General features: G+C 75.0%; 15 protein-coding genes. 11 read left to right on the top strand and 4 right to left on the bottom strand.

Annotated features, from left to right (window positions below; genetic code table 11):
* Positions 1-170 precede the first annotated feature (170 nt).
* The gene (locus FHR77_RS01190; RefSeq protein ID WP_167258179.1) at positions 171-1,190 is read left to right on the top strand and encodes a LysM peptidoglycan-binding domain-containing protein; all 1,020 of its coding nucleotides are present in this window, start codon (positions 171-173) and stop codon (positions 1,188-1,190) included.
* A gap of 33 nt (positions 1,191-1,223) precedes the next feature.
* On the opposite strand, the gene FHR77_RS01185 is transcribed toward FHR77_RS01190, so the two are convergent.
* A complete protein-coding gene (locus FHR77_RS01185; RefSeq protein WP_167258177.1) occupies positions 1,224-1,664 on the bottom strand; it encodes a hypothetical protein in 441 nt (146 codons plus the stop codon).
* A gap of 211 nt (positions 1,665-1,875) precedes the next feature.
* Here FHR77_RS01185 and FHR77_RS01180 point away from each other — a divergent pair, with 211 nt between their 5' ends.
* The 5 genes from FHR77_RS01180 to FHR77_RS01160 all read left to right on the top strand — a co-directional run bounded on the left by FHR77_RS01180 (position 1,876) and on the right by FHR77_RS01160 (position 8,696).
* On the top strand, positions 1,876-2,628 hold the full coding sequence (locus FHR77_RS01180) for a cohesin domain-containing protein (protein WP_167258175.1): 753 nt from the start codon (positions 1,876-1,878) through the stop codon (positions 2,626-2,628).
* 95 nt (positions 2,629-2,723) lie between these two features.
* Complete coding sequence (locus FHR77_RS01175; protein ID WP_167258173.1) at positions 2,724-4,553, top strand: amidase family protein; 1,830 nt, start codon at positions 2,724-2,726, stop codon at positions 4,551-4,553.
* Positions 4,554-4,667: 114 nt separating this feature from the next.
* Entirely contained in the window at positions 4,668-5,315 is a 648-nt protein-coding gene (locus tag FHR77_RS01170) for a MerR family transcriptional regulator (RefSeq protein ID WP_167258171.1), read from the top strand.
* A gap of 41 nt (positions 5,316-5,356) precedes the next feature.
* Complete coding sequence (locus tag FHR77_RS01165) at positions 5,357-6,307, top strand: hypothetical protein (RefSeq protein WP_208380383.1); 951 nt, start codon at positions 5,357-5,359, stop codon at positions 6,305-6,307.
* 22 nt (positions 6,308-6,329) lie between these two features.
* On the top strand, positions 6,330-8,696 hold the full coding sequence (locus FHR77_RS01160; RefSeq protein WP_167258169.1) for a sensor histidine kinase: 2,367 nt from the start codon (positions 6,330-6,332) through the stop codon (positions 8,694-8,696).
* Here FHR77_RS01160 and FHR77_RS01155 read toward each other — a convergent pair.
* Complete coding sequence (locus tag FHR77_RS01155; protein WP_167258167.1) at positions 8,668-9,399, bottom strand: helix-turn-helix transcriptional regulator; 732 nt, start codon at positions 9,397-9,399, stop codon at positions 8,668-8,670. The two genes, FHR77_RS01160 and FHR77_RS01155, sit on opposite strands and share 29 nt — an antisense overlap.
* A 113-nt stretch (positions 9,400-9,512) precedes the next feature.
* On the opposite strand from FHR77_RS01155, the gene FHR77_RS01150 reads away from it, so the two are divergent.
* Genes FHR77_RS01150 through FHR77_RS01130 form a run of 5 tightly spaced genes read left to right on the top strand, consistent with a single transcriptional unit; the run spans position 9,513 to position 13,824 of the window.
* Positions 9,513-10,484: an ABC transporter substrate-binding protein gene (locus tag FHR77_RS01150; RefSeq protein WP_167258165.1), complete on the top strand. Its 972-nt coding sequence runs from the start codon at positions 9,513-9,515 to the stop codon at positions 10,482-10,484.
* A 1-nt stretch (position 10,485) separates the two neighbouring features.
* Complete coding sequence (locus FHR77_RS01145) at positions 10,486-11,463, top strand: ABC transporter permease subunit (RefSeq protein ID WP_167258163.1); 978 nt, start codon at positions 10,486-10,488, stop codon at positions 11,461-11,463.
* Positions 11,460-12,275, top strand: a complete 816-nt coding sequence (locus tag FHR77_RS01140; RefSeq protein ID WP_341777171.1) for an amino acid ABC transporter ATP-binding protein — start codon at positions 11,460-11,462, stop codon at positions 12,273-12,275. The genes FHR77_RS01145 and FHR77_RS01140 overlap by 4 nt, the downstream gene beginning before the upstream one ends.
* The gene (locus FHR77_RS01135) at positions 12,272-13,423 is read left to right on the top strand and encodes an aminotransferase class V-fold PLP-dependent enzyme (protein ID WP_167258161.1); all 1,152 of its coding nucleotides are present in this window, start codon (positions 12,272-12,274) and stop codon (positions 13,421-13,423) included. Before FHR77_RS01140 ends, FHR77_RS01135 begins: the two co-directional genes overlap by 4 nt.
* The gene (locus FHR77_RS01130) at positions 13,420-13,824 is read left to right on the top strand and encodes a Rid family detoxifying hydrolase (protein ID WP_167258159.1); all 405 of its coding nucleotides are present in this window, start codon (positions 13,420-13,422) and stop codon (positions 13,822-13,824) included. The genes FHR77_RS01135 and FHR77_RS01130 overlap by 4 nt, the downstream gene beginning before the upstream one ends.
* Before the next feature lie 30 nt (positions 13,825-13,854).
* Here FHR77_RS01130 and FHR77_RS01125 read toward each other — a convergent pair whose 3' ends face one another.
* Both FHR77_RS01125 and FHR77_RS01120 read right to left on the bottom strand, forming a co-directional pair.
* Entirely contained in the window at positions 13,855-14,460 is a 606-nt protein-coding gene (locus FHR77_RS01125) for a class I SAM-dependent methyltransferase (RefSeq protein WP_341777170.1), read from the bottom strand.
* Positions 14,461-14,485: 25 nt separating this feature from the next.
* A complete protein-coding gene (locus FHR77_RS01120; protein ID WP_167258157.1) occupies positions 14,486-17,563 on the bottom strand; it encodes a hypothetical protein in 3,078 nt (1,025 codons plus the stop codon).
* Positions 17,564-17,574 lie beyond the last annotated feature (11 nt).

Raw genomic sequence — 17,574 nt, 5'->3', positions numbered from 1 at the left:
GGCTCCGCTCCGCCGTGCGCCCCGCCTCGTCCGATGTGCGACGGGGGCTTGCGCCGGGCGGGCGCAGGCGCGAGCGACGGCGCTGCTGCGGTGCGGGGCGGGTGCAGGGGGCGGCGCCGCTCGCGCCCCGCAGGCTGACCCCCCTAGGCTGGCCCGAGGGGGAACGACAGATGGACGACAGCACCACCAGGAGCGACGGCACCGACGCCGGGGGCTCCGACACCGGCAGCGCCGCCAGCACCACCACGGGCAGCACCGCCACGGGCACCGAGGCACCGCCGCGCGGCCGCGGCCGCGTGATCGCGATCGTCGGCGGAGTCGTCGCGGTCGCGACGATCGCCATCGGCGCGGTCGGCTGGGCCCTCTGGCCCGGCGAGGCCGAGCCGACGCCCGTCAGCACCGCCACGCGCACCGCCCAGGCCGTCGCGCCCAGCACGTCCTCGCCCACGCCGACCGTCGCGACCGCCACCGGCTCGCCGACCCCGCGCCCCGCGACGGCGCCGCCGGCCGACCCCGCCGTCCCGGCCCCGTTCGTCACGCCGGTCGCCGCAGGCACGGTCGTCTCCGAGGGCGACGTCCGCTCGCCGAAGGGCAGCGTCGCCTACCACTGGCGGGCGACCGCGAACGGCGACGACACCTTCTCGATGGAGTACTCCGGCTTCACCTCGACGCTGCCGGTGCCGGTCGGCGCGACCCTGATCGAGATCGCGCCGAGCGTCGGCGACGGCCTCACGGCGCACGGCCCGGGCGACCTGCAGCTCGGCGGCCCCACGACGGAGCCCGCCCTCGCCACCTCGACCCTGCTCGGCACGAGCACGCCCGGCTACCTCGGCACGCTGGTCACCTACTCCGCCGCCACCGACGGAGCCGACCTGCCCGTCGAGATCGGCCCCGAGAAGGTGCTCGCCGTGACGCCCGTCAGGTGGTCGGTGCCCGACCGGCAGACGAACATCGTCGTCGCCGACTCGGGCTCCGCCGACCTCGCCACCGGCACCGTCGTGTCGTCGACGCCCGCGGGCGGCCCGCGCGGCTACCTCGTCGCGGCGGGCGACACGATCGACGCCGTCGCCGCACGCTTCGGCATCACGCCCGCGGCGCTCATCTACCTCAACGCCGGCCTGCTCGTCACCGGCGACCAGCAGTACCTGATCTACGGCAACACGATCAACCTCGACCCCGACAGCGTCTGACCCGGTCGCCGCCGGGGCGCCGGCGCGCGCCGGTCAGTCGCCGGCGGCGCGTCGGACCAGGGCCCCGAGGGAGGCGCGGGTCGCGTCGTCGACGCCCGTGACGGCGTACGCCGTGGGCCACATCACCCCGTCGTCGAGCTGCGCGCCGTCCTGGAACCCGAGGGTCGAGTACCGCGTGCCGAACTTGGCGCCGGGCTGGAAGAAGACGACGGCCTTGCCGTCCTCCCGCGCGTAGGCGGGGAACCCGTACCAGGTCTTGGGACGCAGGCTCGGGGCGTGCTCGGCGACGATCTCGTGCACCATCTGCGCGATCGGCCGCTCGACGTCCGTCATGGCGGCGATCGCGGCGAGCGCGTCGGCCTCCTCCGCCGCGGCCTTGTCGGCGAGCTTCTGCCGCTTCGCCTCGACCCGCAGCTCGGCGGCGCGCTGCTTCATCGCGGCGCGCTCCTCCTTCGTGAAGCCGTCGTCGGCCATGTCGTCTCCTGCCTGAAGGGGGCGTGCCGCCCGCGCTCATGGTGACAGGCCGGATGGAGGCGCACAACGCCGAGCGGCGGAACGGGCTGCAGGCAGACGTAACGAACTCGAAACGGACCTGGGCGTGAGCCGGAAACACGCCCTGGATACCGTTCGAGCCTCCTGCACACCACCCTCCGCCGCTCCTCCCCATGAGAAGGACTCCCTCCCGATGAAGCCCCTCCGTCGGCGCCTCCCGCGCGCCCGCAGCTCCGCGACGGCCGTCGCCCTGGCCCTCGCCGCGGTCGCGCTCGGCGCCTCCCCCGCCTCCGCCGCCCCCGTCCTGGCCTCGGCCACCGTGACGGCCCCCGCGACCGCCACGGTCGGCGACGTCGTCGACGTCTCGGTCGTGCTCACCGGCACCGCCGACGTCTACGCGTACGACCTCGAGGTCGGTTTCGACGACGTCGCCCTCGACTACGTCGCCGACAGCGCCACCTCCCCGAGCGGCGGCTTCGACGACGTCCAGGTGGCCGACGGGTCGCTCTCGATCCTGCACACGCGGCTCGGCAGCTCCCCGGCCCTGACCGGCGACCTCACCGTCGACCTGCAGTTCACCGCGGTCGCCGCGGGCAGCGCCGCCGTGTCGCTCGACTCGGTCGAGCTGATCGGCGCCGACGGCAGCAGCCTCGTGGTCACGCCGACGGCCTCCGCCGTCGTCGCGGTGGCCGCCGCACCGGTGGCCCCGCAGCCGTCCGCCAGCCCGACGGCCGGCGCGCCCGCGCCCTCGGCCAGCCCCACCGCCACCGCTCCCGTCACGGGCGCGGCCGCCGGCCGCCCGACCGCCACCGGCTCGCGCGACGACCTCGCGTTCACCGGCTCCGACAGCTGGCCCCTCGTGGCCGGCGGAGCCGGGCTGCTCGTGCTGGGCCTGCTCGTCATGGCCGCGGTCGCCCTCCGTCGCCGTGCGGCGGCGACCCGATGAGCGCCCGCGACCGGACCGGGCTGCCGGCCCGCGACTCCCACGCTCCCCTCGCCCCCGCGACGCCCTCGTCGCCCTCACCCCGGAGACTGCCCGCCATGACCACTCGCCGACGCACCGCCACGGTCGCCGCGACCTCGATCATCTCGGCCCTCGCCGTCGGCGGGCTGGTCGTCGCGCCCGGCGCCGCCGCCGACGACGCGCCCGTCGCGGCGTTCCTCGCGCCGTACTACACGGAGCTCGACCTGACGGGCGACGACCAGGTCACCGCGGCCGACCTCGAGCTGGTCTCCGCCGCCCTCGGCGCCACGTCGCCCTCCGCCGAGTTCGACGCCGTCGCCACCGCCGACGTCGACGCCGACGGCGTGATCACCGTGGCCGACGTCGCCGCGGTGTCGCAGCGCGCGATCTACGACGACGGCGAGTTCCAGCTCGTCGAGGCCAGCGCCGTCGACATGCAGGCCGCGATGAACGCCGGGGTCGTCAGCTCGGTCGACCTCACCGCCGACTACCTGGCCCGCATCGCGGCGTACGACACCGCGAAGGTCGACCCGGCCGCCGACGGGCGCCCGTTGCACTCGATCATCACGACGAACGACGAGGCCCTCGCCGCGGCCGCCGCGGCGGACGCCACCCGGGCCTCGCAGGGCATGACGAGCATGCTGCTCGGCGTGCCGATCGCCGTGAAGGACAACTACGACACCCTCGACATGCCGACCACGGCCGGCTGCGGCTGCTGGGACGCGAACCAGACCGACGACGACGCGACCATGGTCGCGGGGCTCCGCGACGCCGGCGCTGTGATCCTCGCCAAGGCCAGCCTCGACGAGTTCGCCTACGGCTTCGCCTCGGAGTACACCGCGGGCCAGCCCGCCGGGCAGACGACCCTCGTCGCCAGCCCGTACGTGACGAGCCGCACCGCCGGCGGCTCGAGCGGCGGCACGGGCGCGGCGATCGCCGCGAACCTCGCGGGCATCGGCTTCGGCACCGACACGGGCGGCTCGATCCGCATCCCGTCGTCGTACAACCAGCTCGTCGGCGTCCGGCCCACGGTGGGGCTCACCAGCCGCACCGGCATCGTGCCGCTGGCCCTCAGCCAGGACACCGGCGGCCCCCTCGCCCGCAGCGTCACCGACGCCGCGATCGCGCTCGACGCGGTCACGGGCGTCGACGCGAGCGACCCCGTCACCGCTGAGCAGCAGGGCCGCGTGCCGACCTCGTACACGGCCGCGCTCGACCCGACGGCGCTCGAGGGCACCCGGATCGGCTACGTCGCCTCGATGGTCAGCACCGACGCGACGACGCAGCGGCTCTTCGCCGCGTCGCTGGCGACCCTCCGGGCCCAGGGCGCGACCGTCGTCGCGGTCACGCCGCCCGCCGGGTTCGCCCGGGTGCTCTCCGAGTCGAGCGGCAGCACGAACGAGTTCGCGCACGACCTCGCCGCCTACACGCGCGACCACCTCGCCCCCGAGGTCACGGCGCGGACGATCCCCGAGATCCAGGCGTCGGGCCGCTACGTCCAGTCGCGGGCCAGCATCTACACGGCGCGCGCCGCGGTGACCGAGGCGCAGTACCAGGCCTGGGCCGGCCCGACCGGGTCGCACACGACGCAGATCGCCGCGGGCCAGCAGCTCGTCACGGGCATGCTCGACGGGGGCGACCTCGACGCCCTGATCTACCCCTCGGCGGTCGCCTACAACTCGTTCAGCACGAACATGCGCCTCAGCCCCAACACGGGCATGCCGGCCGTGACGGTGCCGATGGGCCAGGCGATCGCGGTCGACGCGACCGTCACGGGCGCGGGCGTCAACCTCGAGTTCCTCGGCCGCGACTACGACGAGTCGACCCTGATCGGCCTCGGCTACGCGTTCGAGCAGGCGACCCACGCCCGCACGTCGCCGGCGCTCTACGGTCCGCTGACGAAGTAGGCGCGAGGAGCCTGCGGGAGGCGCGGTGCGGGGAGACCTGCACCGCGCCTCCTCGTCGTCGACAGGGGTCGCTTCCCCTTGTGCCTCACGAATGGATAGCAGTACTCTCCGATAGTGCGCATATCCGAACTCGCCCAGGAGGCGACCACACCGCTCACGGCGGTCAAGTACTACCAACGTGAGGGGCTGCTGCCCCCGGGCGAGAAGACGGCCCCGAACCAGACCTCGTACGACGACCGGCACGTGCGGCGGGTGCGCCTCGTCCGGGCCCTGCTCGAGGTCGGGGGCCTCTCGGTCGCGGCCACGAAGGGCGTCCTCGCCGCCCTCGACGCCGACGACGCCCCGCTGGCCGAGGCGTTCGCCGCGGCCCAGCACGCGATGAGCTCGCCCCGGGCGCACGACGCCGCGCCGAGCCCCGCGGCCCGCGAGCGCGTGGCCGCGCTGACGAGCGCCGCCGGCTGGGCGACGACCGACGAGAACCCCGGGCTCGACGCCGCCGCCCGCGCCCTCGACGGGCTGGCCACGATCGACTTCGAGCCCACCGACGACTACCTGCAGGCGTACCTGGCGGCCGCGGCCACGGCCGCCCGGGCGGACGTGGAGGCGCTGGGCGGCCGGCACGACCGCGACGACGTCGCGGAGCTGATGGTCGTGGGCACCGTGCTCGGCGACCCGCTCTTCGCCGGCCTGCGCCGCCTCGCGCACGAGGACGTCACGCACGACCTCTTCCCGGTCGCCGACCAGGACGACCGACGCTCGTGAGCGCCGGGCTGCGCCGGGCCGTCGCCTGGCACCCTCCGCTCATGGCGCTGGCCGCCGTGATGGGCGTGTGCGCCGTGGCCTGCGTCGTCGGGCTCGTGGCCGACCCGCGGACGATCCTCGGGGCGCCCGCCTGGGCCAAGCCGCTCAAGTTCTCGCTCTCGATCGGCCTCTACGCGGTGACGTGGGCGTGGCTGATCGCGCACCTGCCGCGCCGCCGGGTGCTCGCCGGGCGCCTCGGCACGGTGATCGCCGCGACGCTCCTCGTCGAGCAGGTGCTCATCGTCTGGGCGGTCGCCACCGGCACGACGAGCCACTTCAACGTCTCGGACGGCCTGCACGTCGTCGTCTGGGGCGCCATGGCCGTCGCGATCACGGTCATGTACCTCTGCACCTTCGTGACGTCGCTGATGCTCGTCGGCCTGCGCTTCCCCACGCCGGCCCTCACGGCCGCCGTCCGGGCGGGCGCCCTGATCGCCCTCGGCGGGATCGGCGTGGCCTTCCTCATGACCGGGCCGACCGGGGCCCAGATCGCAAGCCCGACGGGCATCGTCGGGGCCCACGCCGTGGGCGTCGTCGACGGCGGGCCGGGGCTGGCCCTGCTCGGGTGGAGCACGGTCGGCGGCGACTACCGCGTCGCCCACTTCGTCGGCATGCACGCCCTCCAGGCCCTGCCGCTCGCGGCGCTGCTGCTCGGCGCGCTCGGGCGGCGGGTGCCGCTGCTGGCGTCGCCGGTCGTCCAGCTCCGGCTGGTGCTGGTGGCGGCGGTCGCGTACGGGGCGGCGACCGTCCTGCTCGCCGTGCAGGCGTCGCTGGGGCAGTCGGTGGTCCACCCGGCGGGCGCGGTCGCGGTCGCGGCGTGGGCCGTCGCGGGCGCCGCCGTGGCGGTCGTCGCCGTCGTCGCGGCGCGGGGCGGTCGCGGCGCGCTCGGCGCACCCGGTGGCCCGTCATCCAGGATGCGCACTGGCCCGTTCGGGGGTGTCGACCACACCTGACGGGCAGAAATACCGTGACGGCATGACCACGAGCTCCGTCGACCTGGCTGGCGAGCTGGCCAGGGGCACGGAGTCGGCGTCGCCGGGGCCTCCCGCCGCGGACCGGCCCGACCGCCGGGACGCCGGCCCCCTCCGTCGCGGCGTGGAGCGCGGCATGGCCGCGACCCTCTCCGTCGCGGCTCTGCTGTTCGTGCTCCTGGCCCTGCCGACCTGGGCGACGGACCACCACGCCGTCGGGCCCGCGCTGCTCGTCCTGTCGCTCTCCCTCGCCGTCTCGATGGTCGCGGCTCTGCCGCTCGCGCTCCTGCGGCACCCCGGCCCGGTGCACACGGGCCTCTGGCTGCCCGTGGTCGCCTACGTCGGGCTCCTCGTCGTCGAGCCCTTCACCCTGCGCGACGCCCTCCCCGCCGGGTCGACGCCGTGGCTCCTGGGGCTGTCGCTGATCGCCTTCAGCTGCACCGCGGTCGCGGAGCCGAGCCCGGTGCGGGCCGCCGCGATCTGCGCGGGCCTGGACCTCGCGCTGGCCTGCGTCTACGCCGGTCGGTCCACGGCGACCCACACCCTCGTCGACCTGATCGGGCTCGGCCTCCTGGCCGGCGCCCTCGTCCTCGGCGTCCGGGCGCTGCGGGCGAGCGCCGACCGGGCCGACGACGTCGAGCGCCGGGCCCGCGTCCTCGTCGAGCGCCACGAGCGGCGCGTCGCGACGGAGGCCGAGAGGTCGCACACCGACGCCGTGCTGCACGACACCGTGCTCGCCGCCCTCCTCGCCGCCGCCGCGGGCGGCTCCTCCGGCCGTGCCGCGGCGATGGCCCGGTCCTCCCTCGACATCCTCGCCGCGCCCGACGACCGCCCCTCGGCCGCGCGCCCGTCGCTCACCGTCGGGGAGGCGGTGTCGGCCGCGGAGGGCGAGCTGTCGGCGTTCCGCGGGCTCGCCCGACTCGACCTGGCCCCGGCGCGCGACGTCCGCCTCCCCCACGACGTCGCGGACGCCCTGGTCGGGGCCACCGTGCAGGCGCTCTCGAACAGCGTGCGGCACGCAGGCGGGACGGCGGCCAGTGCGGCAGTGGTGCGCGCGGCCGTCGCCGTGCCGCTGGCGGGCGGGGGCGTGCGCGTGACGGTCTCGGACGACGGCGTCGGCTTCGACACGGCCGGCGTGCCGGCGGAGCGGCTGGGGGTCCGCGTCTCCGTCCTCGAGCGCGTGGCCGCCGTCGGGGGCACCGCCGACGTCGTCTCGGCGCCCGGCGAGGGGACCGTCGTCACGCTGGAGTGGCGCCCGGGGACGGCGGGCTCCCGGCCCGGGCGTCGGCCGGGCCGCGACCTGCTCGAGCTGATCCCCCGCCGCCGGCTCTACCAGGCCCTCGGCGCCCTCATCCTGGTCGCGGTGCTCGTGGCCTCCCTCGACGCCCTGATCGTCACGAGGGCCTACGGCTCCGTCGTCGCGTCGCTGCTCGGCCTGCTCATCCTGCCCACGCTCCTCCGCGGAGCCCGCGCCGGCACGATGTCGGACGCGGCCGCGTGGGGCACCACCGCGGTCGGCTGCCTGCTCTGCGCCGTGGCGACGATCGGGCTCGACCCGGCGACCTTCGACTGCGTGTCGATCGCCCGGTACACCTGCGGGGTCCTGGCCGGCGCGGTGATGGGGTGGATGGCGGGCCGCCGCGGGCCGCCCCTCGTCGCGGTGGGGGTCCTCGTCGTCCAGATCGCCGTGTGGGCCGGCCCGTACGGGGTGCTCCGGCTCGGCCTGGCGGCGGAGATCGTCATCGTCGTCGCCGGCCTCCTGATGCACCGCGCCGTCCGCCGCGTCAGCGCCGCGGCGGACGTGGCCGCGCGCACGCACCACGCGCTGACGACGGAGCACGCCGAGCTCGACGCCTTCCACGCCGAGGGGCGCCACCGGCTACGGCACGCCCGGCGGACCGCCGCCCCGGTGCTCCAGCGCATCGTCGACGCGGCCGGCGAGCTCGACGAGGCCGCGCGGGCCGAGTGCCGCGTGCTCGAGCAGGCGCTGCGCGACGAGATCCGGGGCCGCGGGCTCCTCAACGACGCGGTGCGGGCGACCGTCTCGGCGCACCGTCGCCGCGGCGCGCTCGTGCAGGTGCTCGACGACGGCGGCCTCGACGACATCGCGCCCGCCGACCTCGACGGCCTCCTCGACGAGGTCGCCCGTCACCTCGAGCCGGTGCGGTCGAGCCGCATCGTCGTGCGGAGCGGAGGCCCCGACTCCGACACGGCCGTGACCGTGGTCGCCCTGACGACCGACGAGACGGCCGCCGCCCTCGGGCTCGACGTCGACGACGAGGTCGACCTGTGGGTCACGATCCCGCGCCCGCGCCCGCGCCCGGGCACGGCCGGCCGGGAGCCTACGAGGAGGCGCGGCGGACCTGCTTGAGGTACCGGTAGACCGTGGGCTCCGACACGTGCAGGGCCTCGGCGACCTGGGCGACGCCCCCCTTGAGCAGGAAGACGCCGGCTCGCTCCACGTCGCGGACGGCCGAGACCTTCTCCTCCGGCGTCATCCGCTGCGGGTCGACGCCACGGGCCGCGACGATCCGCGCGACGCCGTCGAGCGCGAGCTCGTCGACGGTCGTGCTCAGCCGCTCGGCCACCGCCGCGGGCCTCTCCGGCGCCCCGGGCGTGCCTCCCTCGGAGGCGCCCTTCACGAGGCCCGTCGTGGCCGTGATGGCGGCGAGCAGGTCTCGGGCCCGGGTGAGCGGCTCGTCGTCGATGTTGAGGCAGAGCATGCCGACCACTCCCCCCGCCTCGTCGCGGATGAAGAAGGTCGACGACCGGAAGGTCCCGCCCGTGCGTGACTCGGCGAGGTAGTTCGCGAGGTAGTCACGGTCGTCGTGCTCGTGGTTCTGCAGCACCTTGAGCACGAGGTCCGTCGCGGGGCCGCCGACGGTGCGCCCGCTGACGTGGCCGTTCGTGAGGGCGACGATCGACCGGCCGAGGTCGCTCGTGTCGTGGAGCACCACCTCGGTGCGGGGGCCGAGCAGTTCGGCGAGGAAGTCCATCAGCGGGAGGTAGGGCGCGAACTCCGCCCGGAGCACCCGGCTGCGGTCGACCACGGTAGGGCTCGAGGAAGACGTCATGCCCCGAGGTTACCGGTATGTAACAAAACGTTCGCAGTGTGATAATTTTCTCTCATCGTGCCGAGAGATCGGCTAGCTTCCGATGACCGACGACGTTCACGAAAGGCTCGACCATGACCCGACCCCGCACCCGCACCGCCCTCTGGGGCACCGTCGCCACCGGCGCCGCCCTGGCGCTCGCTCTCACCGGGTGCGGCGGGCCCAGCGCACCGCAGCCCGGCGACGCGAGCGACGACGCCTCGTCGGCGTCGACCTCGAGCATCCCCGACACGAGCGCGCTGCTCGACGCGGTCGAGGTCGACGACTCCCTCGCCGCCCAGGTGCCGACCGACATCGCCGACGCCGGCACCCTCACGGTCGGCTCGAACGTCCAGTCGGCGCCGAACAACTTCTACGCGGCCGACGGCTCGACGGTGATCGGCTCGGACCACGACCTCATCACGGCCGTCGGCAAGAAGCTCGGGCTCGACGTCGAGTACCAGAACCAGGACTTCGGGTCGCTCATCACGAGCCTGCAGTCAGGCCGCGTCGACGTCACGATCGCCGCCATGAACGACACCGCAGAGCGCCAGCAGGCCATCGACTTCGTCGACTACCTCACGTCGGGCATCACCCTCATGGTCCAGAAGGGCAACCCGGCCGGCATCACCGGGCCCGACGCCCTCTGCGGCAAGACCATCGCGGTCGTGACCGGCACGAGCCAGCAGGAGTTCGCCGAGTCGACGAGCACGCAGTGCGAGTCCGACGGCGACGAGCCGCTCGAGATCACCGTCACCGACAGCGACAGCCAGAACCAGACGCAGCTGCGCACCGGCCGCATCGACGCCATCGTCAACGACCTGCCGAGCGCCGTCTACATCTCGAAGACCGCACAGGACGGCGAGGCCTTCGAGGTCGTGCCCGGCGACGTCATCGACGGCGCTCCGTACGGCATCGGCGTCAACAAGGACGACCCCGAGCTGCGCGACGCCATCGCCGCCGCCCTCGACTCGCTGATCGACGACGGCACCTACGGCGAGGTCCTCGACGCCTGGGGCATCACGTCGGGCAGCGTCGCCGAGGCGACCGTCAACGGGGGCGAGTAGCGTGCCGACGCCCGCGCCGCGGGCCGGGGCCGACACGGTCGACCCGGCCCGCGCCTCCTCGGCGGGGCGTGAGCTGCTGCCCCAGGTGCGCCTGAAGCACTGGGGGCGGTGGGTGAGCGCCGCGGTGATCGTCGTGGTGCTCGTCGCGCTCGCCTACGGGGCGTCGCAGGGCGACATCGCCTACGGTGACATCCCGTACTACCTCGTGTCGCCGATCATCCTGCAGGGCCTCGTCGGCACCATCGTGCTCGCCGTGGTCGCCCAGGTCAGCGCCGTCGTCATCGGCGTCGTCATCGCCCTGATGCGCATCTCGGCGAATCCCGTCGCGCAGGCGTTCGCCGCCGGCTACACCTGGCTGTTCCGCGGCCTGCCCGTCCTGCTGCAGATCCTGCTCTGGTACAACCTCGCCCTGATCTTCCCGCGGCTGACCGTCGGCGTGCCGTTCACCGACGTGGTGTTCCTCGACGTCAGCACGAACGACGTCATGACCACGTTCGTCGCGGCCTTCCTCGGCCTGGCCCTCAACGAGAGCGCCTACATGGCCGAGATCGTCCGCGCCGGGCTCAAGAGCGTCGACCGCGGCCAGATCGAGGCCGCACAGTCGATCGGGCAGACCCCCGCGCAGCGGATGGCCCGCATCGTGCTGCCGCAGGCGATGCGCATCATCATCCCGCCGACCGGGAACGACTTCATCAACATGCTCAAGGGCACGGCGATGGCCTCGGTCATCGGCTACCTCGAGCTGATCAAGGCCGCGAACAACATCTCGTCGTTCAACCTCCAGGTGATGGAGACCCTCATCGCCGCGGCCATCTGGTACATGGTCGTCGTCAGCGTCGCGAGCGTCGGCCAGTACCACCTCGAGCGCAGCTTCGACCGGCAGGACCGCCGCCCGGGCGGGCCGCCGAACGCGCGGGCCCTGCGCCGCAAGATCGCTGCCGACCTCGGCCGCGCACCCCTCGTGAGGAGCACCCCGTGACCGCGACGTCCACCCCGCCCGCCGGAGGCGCGGCCAGCGCCGCCGAGGGAGCGCCCGTCCTCGAGGCGATCGGCATCGGCAAGTCCTACGGCAGCCACGAGGTGCTGCGCGACGTCTCGATGACGGTGCGCAGCGGCGAGGTGGTGTGCATCATCGGCCCCTCCGGCGCGGGCAAGTCGACGTTCCTGCGAACGCTCAACCGCCTCGAGGAGCCCGACGCCGGTGAGGTGTGGGTGGGCGGCGAGCCCATGGGCTTCCAGCTGCGCGACGGCGTGCTGCACCAGCTGAGCGAGCGTCGGTTGTCGGCGCAACGGGCCCGCACGGCCATGGTGTTCCAGCACTTCAACCTCTTCCCGCACCTCACCGTGCTCGGCAACGTCGTCGAGGGGCCCGTGCGCGTCCAGCGCCGGTCGGCTGCGGAGGCACGGGCGGAGGCCGTCGCCATCCTCGAGCGGGTGGGCCTCGGCGACAAGGTCGACGCCTACCCCGGGCAGCTCTCCGGCGGGCAGCGGCAGCGGGTCGCCATCGCTCGTGCCGTCGCCATGAAGCCCCTCTTCCTGCTCTTCGACGAGCCGACGTCGGCCCTCGACCCCGAGCTCGTGGGCGAGGTGCTGAAGGTCATGGGCGACCTGGCCCGGGACGGCATGACGATGCTGGTCGTGACGCACGAGATCCAGTTCGCGCGCGAGGTCGCCGACCGCGTCGTCTTCATGGCCGACGGCGGCATCGTCGAGCAGGGGCCGGTCGAGCAGGTGCTCGGCGCCCCGCGCGAGGCCCGTACGAAGCAGTTCCTGCAGCGGGTGCTGTCGTGACGGCCGGTCCGGGCGGGGCCCCGACGCCCGGCTCGGCGCTCGACGCCTACCTCGGGTCGTTCGCCGAGCCGGTCGGCTACCTCAACTTCGGCAGCTACGGCCCCCCGTCCCGCGACGTCGTCGCGACGATGGGCCAGCTCGCGGCCGCGGCGAGCGCCGGGGTGCCGTCCACCGGCCTGCACGCCGAGGACGAGCGCGCCCTCGCCGCGGTCTCGCGCCTCACGGGCCTCGACCGGGGAGGCATCGCGCTCACCAGCAGCACGTCGCTCGGCCTGATGCAGATCGCGTTCGGCCTGCCCCGGGGCGAGGTCGTGGTCAGCAGCGCGGAGTTCCCGTCGAACCTCTACGCGTGGTGGCGCTCGGAGGAGGCGGGGCTCACGACCGTGCGTCCGCTGCCCCCCGTGACGGGTGAGCCGCTCGCGCCGGTCACGCCCGAGCGCGTGGCCGACGCCGTCGGGCGCGACACCGTGGCCGTCGCCGTGAGCGCCGTCGACTTCCGCACGGGCACCGTCGCCGACCTCGTCGGCCTCCGGGAGGCGGTCGGCGACCGGCTCCTCGTGGTCGACGGCATCCAGGGCTTCGGGGTCGTCGACGCCGACTGGTCGCTCGCCGACGCCCTCGTCGTCGGTGGCCAGAAGTGGCTGCGGGCGGGCTGGGGCACGGGCTTCGTCGGGCTCTCGCCCCGGGCCCTCGACCGGCTGCGCCCGCTGCTCGGCGGCTGGACGGGCGTCGAGGGAGCGTCGCGGTACGACGGCGTGCCCCACGCCCCGCTGCCGGGAGCCCAGCGCCTCTCGGTCACGAACGGCTCGCCCTTCGCGTCGGGAGCCCTGGCCACGGCACTGGAGCAGCTCGAGTCCGTCGGGGTCGGGGCGGTCGCGTCGCTCGTGGCCGACACGGCCGGCGACCTGATCGACCGGCTGACGGCCGCCGGGGTGGCCGTCCTGTCCCCCACGGACCGCGAGCGGCGGGCCGGCCTCGTCGTCGCGGGCGTCGCCCCCGGTGAGGCACCGGCGGTCGGAGCGCGGCTCGACGCCGCCGGCGTCACCGCCACCGTGCACGGTCCCGACCGCGTGCGCTTCAGCGTCCACGCCACCACCACCCCCGCCGCCCTCGACGCGGCCCTGAGCGTCCTGGGAGGACGACGATGACCCTCGGCCCCGACCCCCTCCACGTCGTGCACACCGACGCCGCCCCGGCCGCGATCGGTCCTTACTCACAGGCCGTCCGCGTCGGCGACCTCGTCTTCGTCTCCGGCCAGCTACCGATCGACCCGTCGACCGGCGACTTCGCCGGGCCCGGGGTCCGCGAGGAGGCGGCGCAGGCGCTCCGCAACGGAGCCGCGGTGCTGCAGGCCGCCGGGTCGAGCGTGCGGCTCGTCGTCAAGACCACGGTGCTGCTGGCCGACATCGCCGACTTCGCCACGGTGAACGAGGCGTACGCCGAGGTCTTCTCCGGGGGCGTCCTGCCGGCCCGGGCCGCCTACCAGGTCGCGGCCCTGCCCCGCGGAGCCCGGGTCGAGATCGAGTTCGTCGCCGCCGTCGGAGCGTGAGGGAGGCGCGGCGAGCGCCGGCTTGACGCCTCAGCCCCGCGAGCGGGCCAGCACCGCGCCGTGGGGCCGCGGACCCTCCGGCGAGCCCGTCCGGGTGTGCGTCTCGACGACCTCGAAGCCCGCCCCGCTGAGCTCGTCGGCGAGCCAGCCGACCGGCCAGCGCCAGGCGGTCACGACGGCGTGGTCGAACGACTCCAGGTCGGCGCCGACGAAGAAGCCGACGAGCAGCCGCCCGCCGGGGCGGAGGGCCCGGGCGAACTCGGCGAGCGCGCGACCGACCGCCGCGGGCTCGTGGTGGATCAGCGAGTACCAGGCCAGGACTCCCCCGAGCGTCCCCGCCCCGTCGGGCAGGGCGTCGACGCTCCCGACCGAGAAGGGCACCGCGGGGTGGGCGGCGCGGGCGTGCTCGACGAAGGCCGGCACCCGGTCCACGCCCCGGGCGTCGGCGCCGAGCCCGGCGAGGTGGGCGGTCCAGTGCCCGGGCCCGCACCCGGCGTCGAGCAGGGGCCCGTCGACGTCGGCGGCCCAGGCCTCCACCAGCTGGCGGTCGGACGGGTGCACGGACGCCATCGACCCCAGGTGCTCGGCGTACTCTGCGGCCCGGCGCGAGTACGCGTGCTCGACGTCGGAGGTCACGCCCCCCGTTCCCCTCCGCGGCGCGTCACCGGAGGGGCGTGCCCGTGGGTCGGGATTCCAGGAACCCGCGCGAGACCGTGACCCAGGCGGGTGCGTCGGGGCTCGTGACACGGGCCAGCGCGGCGCCGTCCGGGACAGCGTGCTTCGCACCCGCCGCGTCGAGGGACCAGATGACCGGGTCCGTGACCCCCTTCACCAGGACGGCGCGGCTCATGCCCGCCACCCGCGGCAGCACGGTGCAGGTGGAGACGGGCAGGACGGTGACCGGCAGCCCCGCCACCATGGGCGCGGGCACCTGCGACAGACCACCCGACCCGGCGAGCGCGTACGCACCGCCCTTCCCGCAGCTGATCACCTGGGCCAGGGGCGCCGAGGCCACGCTCGCTCCTGCCACGACCTCAGGCGTGACGGTGCGCAGGCCGAGGAGGATCCCCATGTCGACCGCGGTGTCGAAGGAGGCGAGGGGCACGAGGCCGCCGAGGCCGTCGGTCACGTACACGGCCGGCTCGGACGCCGTCTTGACGAGGACCGCCGGCGGCAGCACGTCGGCCCCCGTCGGCAGCGACGCGACGAGGCCGGCGTCGACCGTCGCCCAGCGGCCACCGCCGAGCTGCGTGACGGAGCGCATGTCGAGCAGGGCGTGCTTCGTCCCCGCCGCGTCGATCGACCAGAGGACGGGGCTCGTCCGCGTCCCCACGACGACGCCGGTGTCGAAGCGGCCGGCCGGCTGCGGCAGCACGGCGCACGTCGAGGTCGGCACGGTGGTCGCGGCCAGTCCCGTGAGCAGGCCGGGCGACACCGACCAGAAGGTGCCGCTGCCGGCGAGCAGCGTCGGGGCGGACGTGGTCGATCCGCATCGCAGGACGGTGGAGAGCGGCGCGGCGGCCTTCGTCGCCGCCGACACGAGGGCATCGGGCACCACCCGCCAGGAAGACGAGGAGCCGAGATCGGCCGCGACCCCGAACGACGGCAGCGCGACGAGTCCGTCGGCGCCGTCGGACCACCAGATCACGGGGGACGACGCCGTCTTGACCAAGGCCCCGACGGGCAGGACCTCCGGGCCCATCCGCAGGGAGTCGAGGAAGGCGTCGTCGACGACCAGCCACTGCGGGGCCGCGGGGGCGTTCCGCTGCGTCACGGTGCTCATCGACGACACGGCGCGCCTCGCTCCGGTCGCGTCGATCATCCACAGCGCCGGCGAGCCCGCGGTCTTGACGAACAAGGCGGTGGTCGGGCCCGAGGCGGCCCGCGGCAGGAGCGCGCAGGTCGCCTCCGGCAGCGTCGTCGACGCCAGGCCCGCGACCAGGGCAGACGCCACGGGAGTGAGGGTCCGTGAGCCCGCGAGGTAGCTGGCGGCGCCGCAGCGGACGACGCTGGCCAGCGGCTCGGCCGCGACCGTCGACGCGGCCACCACGGAGTCGGGCACCGTCGTCCACGACGTCGACAGGCCCATGGCGGCGACCTGGGCGAACGAGGAGATCGGCACGAGGCCGCCCTGTCCGTCCGCGAGGTACACGCGGGGCGACGAGGACGTCCTGACGAGTGCACCGGCCGGCACGACGTCCGTCCCGGTCGGCCTGGCGGCGATGAAGGCAGGGTCGACGACGAGCCAGCGCGCCTCTCCCGGGGCGCTGAGCTGGGTGACGGTCGACAGCGACCTGACGGCGTGCTTGGCGCCCGCTGCGTCGATCTGCCAGATGGTCGCGTCCGAGGCCGACTTGACGAAGAGCGCACGGGTCGTGTTGCCGGTGGCACGGGGCAGCACGGCACAGAGCGCGTCGTCGGCCCGCAGCACGGTGGCGGGCAGGCCAGCGACGAGGGAGCGCTCGATCGGCCAGGCCGCCCCGGAGCCCGCGAAGTAGGTCTCGTCGCCGCAGTCGATGCGCTGCTGGAGCGGAGGCGGTCCGGGCTGCCCGTTGTCGGGCACGAGCCGCGCCTCCTGGCTCACCGTCCGCACGCTGCGGCCGAGCCCGAGGTCGACGGCCGCACCGAAGGACGAGAGGGGCAGGAACTGCTCCCGGCCGACGACCACGGAGACGTCCGGTCGACCGGGCTTCTTGATCAGCTCACCGGCCCTCGTCCCGCCGTAGTCGGCGGGCAGCACGACCGTCTGCCCCTCCCGGAGCTCGGTCGCGTCGCCGGACCAGATCAGCTGCGACGCTCGCTCACCCGGCTGGCGCCAGGCCTCGAGGTGCACCCGGTCGGGCAGCGGGGACCAGGCCCCCTGCACCGCCTGGGGGATGACGGTGCCCTCGTCGGTGACCAGCTTCATGAACACGTCGTCACACGCCGCGCACGCCGTCGCCGCCGACACCGAGGCGGCGCGGAACGTCGTGGTCGTGCCGGTGTCTCGGTGCTCGCCCGGAGCGAGCTGCAACGACACCCGGCGGTTCGGGTCGCTCGCCGACGCTCCGACGAAGCCACCGCGGGCCGAGATCTGGTACTTGACCGGGGGCAGCGGCCCCAGGGTGAAGGTGCCGTCGGCGGCGGTGTCGCGCTCGAAGTCGTGGTAGGACGTGCCGACGTCCGAGGGGTTCTGTCGCCAGTAGGTGCCGTACGCGACCGTCAGCTCGTTGGGGCGCAGCGGGGGGACCGTGCCCGGCGCGGCGGGCGGGTCGGGCGTGGCCCGGACGACCCTGCCGGTGACGAAGGCACCCGCCGGGAGGTCGACGTGCACGGCCTCCTCGGGGTCGTCCGCCGTCACGTGCACCCCCCACCCCGCCTCCTGGGTCAGGGCCCAGGGGTCGACGGCACCGGGGCCGTTCCACCACACCGGGGCGAAGACCCCCGACGTGTCGGCGTAGCCGACCTTGATCCGCGCACCCAGCTTCGACAGGGTCAGGCCACTGGCTGCCCACTCGCCCCGCGCGTCGGCCCTCACCGTCCTCGTCCCCGCCTCGTCGGAGGAGAGGGTCACGATGATCGAGCCCTCCGGCGGGGCTGGCGCACCCACGAAGGAGATGCTGCCCCGCAGCGTCCCCGTGGGCTCGGCGGCGCTCGCCGGCACGGGGGCGCCGAGGAGGACGGCCGCCGCGGCGGCGGTCAGCGCCGTGGCGGCCACGAGGGCACGCAGGCGCGCAGATCGGGGTGACGACGGGTGCATCGGGTCGGGTC

The sequence above is a fragment of the Frigoribacterium endophyticum genome, from assembly GCF_011759585.1.
Lineage (GTDB): Bacteria > Actinomycetota > Actinomycetes > Actinomycetales > Microbacteriaceae > Frigoribacterium > Frigoribacterium endophyticum.
Note: the sequence above shows the minus strand (reverse complement) of the source record. Positions and strands in the feature narration are given on the sequence as shown.

Bases quoted from the DNA above. Each gene is read 5' to 3' on its own strand.
- FHR77_RS01190 (WP_167258179.1), top strand. From the start codon at position 171: ATGGACGACAGCACCACCAGGAGCGACGGCACCGACGCCGGGGGCTCC.
- FHR77_RS01185 (WP_167258177.1), bottom strand. From the start codon at position 1,664: ATGGCCGACGACGGCTTCACGAAGGAGGAGCGCGCCGCGATGAAGCAG.
- FHR77_RS01180 (WP_167258175.1), top strand. From the start codon at position 1,876: ATGAAGCCCCTCCGTCGGCGCCTCCCGCGCGCCCGCAGCTCCGCGACG.
- FHR77_RS01175 (WP_167258173.1), top strand. From the start codon at position 2,724: ATGACCACTCGCCGACGCACCGCCACGGTCGCCGCGACCTCGATCATC.
- FHR77_RS01165 (WP_208380383.1), top strand. From the start codon at position 5,357: ATGGCGCTGGCCGCCGTGATGGGCGTGTGCGCCGTGGCCTGCGTCGTC.
- FHR77_RS01160 (WP_167258169.1), top strand. From the start codon at position 6,330: ATGACCACGAGCTCCGTCGACCTGGCTGGCGAGCTGGCCAGGGGCACG.
- FHR77_RS01155 (WP_167258167.1), bottom strand. From the start codon at position 9,399: ATGACGTCTTCCTCGAGCCCTACCGTGGTCGACCGCAGCCGGGTGCTC.
- FHR77_RS01150 (WP_167258165.1), top strand. From the start codon at position 9,513: ATGACCCGACCCCGCACCCGCACCGCCCTCTGGGGCACCGTCGCCACC.
- FHR77_RS01130 (WP_167258159.1), top strand. From the start codon at position 13,420: ATGACCCTCGGCCCCGACCCCCTCCACGTCGTGCACACCGACGCCGCC.
- FHR77_RS01120 (WP_167258157.1), bottom strand. From the start codon at position 17,563: ATGCACCCGTCGTCACCCCGATCTGCGCGCCTGCGTGCCCTCGTGGCC.